The organism is Klebsiella sp. MS 92-3 (assembly GCF_000195655.1).
GTDB lineage: Bacteria > Pseudomonadota > Gammaproteobacteria > Enterobacterales > Enterobacteriaceae > Klebsiella > Klebsiella pneumoniae.
Genome location: NZ_GL882866.1, coordinates 131694 through 134000 on the forward strand (window position 1 = coordinate 131694; position 2307 = coordinate 134000).

Annotated in this window: 3 protein-coding genes; 2 read left to right on the plus strand and 1 reads right to left on the minus strand. The window is 62.4% G+C overall.

The window, feature by feature from the left end; all coding sequences use genetic code 11:
* A partial coding sequence (locus HMPREF9538_RS01715; RefSeq protein WP_009760661.1) for a YdcF family protein occupies positions 1 to 635 on the plus strand: 635 nt, incomplete at its 5' end.
* 61 nt (positions 636 to 696) lie between these two features.
* Here HMPREF9538_RS01715 and HMPREF9538_RS32515 read toward each other — a convergent pair.
* The gene (locus HMPREF9538_RS32515) at positions 697 to 834 is read right to left on the minus strand and encodes a hypothetical protein (protein ID WP_004140057.1); all 138 of its coding nucleotides are present in this window, start codon (positions 832 to 834) and stop codon (positions 697 to 699) included.
* Between HMPREF9538_RS32515 and aldA the strand changes: the two genes are divergently transcribed.
* Complete coding sequence (aldA, locus tag HMPREF9538_RS01705) at positions 833 to 2272, plus strand: aldehyde dehydrogenase (protein ID WP_004151568.1); 1440 nt, start codon at positions 833 to 835, stop codon at positions 2270 to 2272. The genes HMPREF9538_RS32515 and aldA overlap by 2 nt on opposite strands.
* The last annotated feature ends 35 nt before the right edge of the window (positions 2273 to 2307 follow it).

Genomic DNA, 2307 nt, shown 5'->3' on the forward strand with positions numbered 1-2307 from the left:
GGGGGGGGGGGGCGCAGGCGGTCCCGCTGCTGATCAGCGGCGGCGTGGGACATTCTACGGGCTATCTCTACGAGGCGGTGCGCCAGGATCCCCGTTACCGTACGTTGCCGGTGGATGGCCGCCCGGAAGCGCATGTTCTGGCCGACATTGCTCATGACTACTGGCACATCCCCCATTCGCGGCTGGTGGTGGAAGACCAGTCAACCAACTGCGGTGAGAACGCCCGTTTTACCCGGACCACGCTGGAGAGCCGGGGGCTCGCCCATCGTCGCGGGATCGTCATTCAGGACCCGACTATGCAGCGGCGAACCATGGCTACCTTCGCCCGCGTCTGGCAGGGGGCGACGACGCCGCCGCAGTGGTTGAGCTTTCCCGGCTGCTCGCCGGTGCTGGAGCAGACCGATGGCCAACTGGGGTTCGCGGGCGGCGGAGCGGGGCTCTGGCCGGTCACCCGCTACCTGGGGCTGCTGCTGGGCGAGCTGCCGCGCCTGCAGGATACCCCTGAAGGGTACGGTCCGCGGGGAAAAGACTTCATCAGCCATGTCACCTTCCCGCCGGAGATCCTCGACGCCTGGCGACAGCTGCGGGAGGACGCCCAGCTTGCCGGGGCGCTGCAGGCCCGCACCCTCGGCTGAAAAATGCCCGTTTACGGCAGATTCGTCGCAAACGGGCAATTTGTGTTATTAAAATGTAACCTCAAGCGGGCATTTTTGGCCCGTTTTTATGAATCAGCTCACAGAACTGCGTCAATGTGCTGCCGAACAGCGGCTTATCCGCCCGATATTTAACAAAAAAATCACCTGTTAAATACAAATGCACCACAGGAGCAGCCATGACAGCACCCGTTCAACACCCGATGTATATTGATGGCCAGTTCGTTTCCGGTCGCGGCGACGGCTGGATCGACGTGCTTAACCCGGCGACCGAAGCGCTGCTGTCGCGGATCCCGGACGGGACTGCCGAAGAGGCGCGGCTGGCGATTGACGCCGCCGAGCGCGCCCAGCCCGGCTGGGAAGCGCTGCCGGCCATTGAGCGTGCGGGCTGGCTGCGCAAAATTGCCGCCGGTATCCGCCAGCGTGCCGACGAGATCGCCGGGCTGATTGTCGCTGAAGGCGGCAAGATCCAGCAGCTGGCGGCGGTGGAGGTTGCGTTCACCGCGGATTATCTCGACTATATGGCAGAATGGGCGCGCCGTTACGAAGGTGAGATCGTGCAGAGCGATCGCCCGGGGGAGAATATCCTTGTCTTTAAACGCGCGCTGGGGGTGACCACCGGGATCCTGCCGTGGAACTTCCCATTCTTTCTTATCGCCCGCAAGCTGGCGCCGGCCCTGATCACTGGAAATACCATCGTCATTAAGCCCAGCGAATTTACGCCCAATAATGCCATCGCCTTTGCCGAGATTGTCCATCAGGTTGGGTTGCCGAAAGGGGTCTTTAACCTTGTGCTTGGCCGCGGAGAAACCGTTGGCCAGGAGCTGGCCGGCAATCCGAAGGTGGCGATGGTCAGCATGACCGGCAGCGTGGCGGCGGGAGAAAAAATTATGGCCGCTGCGGCGAAAAATATCACCAAAGTGTGCCTCGAGCTCGGCGGCAAAGCGCCTGCCATTGTGATGGACGATGCGGATCTGGAGCTGGCGGTGAAAGCGGTAGTGGACTCGCGGGTGATTAACACCGGGCAGGTGTGTAACTGCGTCGAGCGGGTCTATGTTCAGCAGGGCATTTACGACCGCTTCGTCAACCGCCTCGGTGAGGCGATGAAGGCCGTGCAGTTTGGCGACCCGGCGACGCGGGATGACATCGCGATGGGGCCGCTGATCAACGCGGCGGCGCGGGACCAGGTGGCGGGCAAAGTGGCGAAGGCGGTGGCGCAGGGGGCGCGGGTGGCGCTGGGCGGTCAGCCGCTGGAGGGCAAAGGCTATTTTTATCCGCCGACCCTGCTGCTGGATGTACGTCAGGAGATGGACATTATCCATGAGGAAACCTTCGGTCCGGTGCTGCCGGTGGTGGCCTTTTCGACCCTCGATGAGGCGCTGGCGATGGCCAATGACAGCGATTATGGCCTGACCTCCTCAATCTATACCCGCGATCTGAACGTGGCGATGAAAGCGATTAAGGGACTGAAGTTTGGCGAAACCTACATCAACCGTGAGAACTTTGAGGCGATGCAGGGGTTCCACGCCGGCTGGCGTAAGTCGGGGATCGGCGGGGCAGATGGCCGCCACGGCCTGAATGAGTACCTGCAGACCCAGGTGGTCTATCTGCAGGCCTGAGGCACTCCACACAGAACCGGCGGACAGCGCAGGCT

Coding starts and splice junctions, on each gene's coding strand:
- aldA (WP_004151568.1), top strand. CDS start 833: ATGACAGCACCCGTTCAACACCCGATGTATATTGATGGCCAGTTCGTT.
- HMPREF9538_RS32515 (WP_004140057.1), bottom strand. CDS start 834: ATGGCTGCTCCTGTGGTGCATTTGTATTTAACAGGTGATTTTTTTGTT.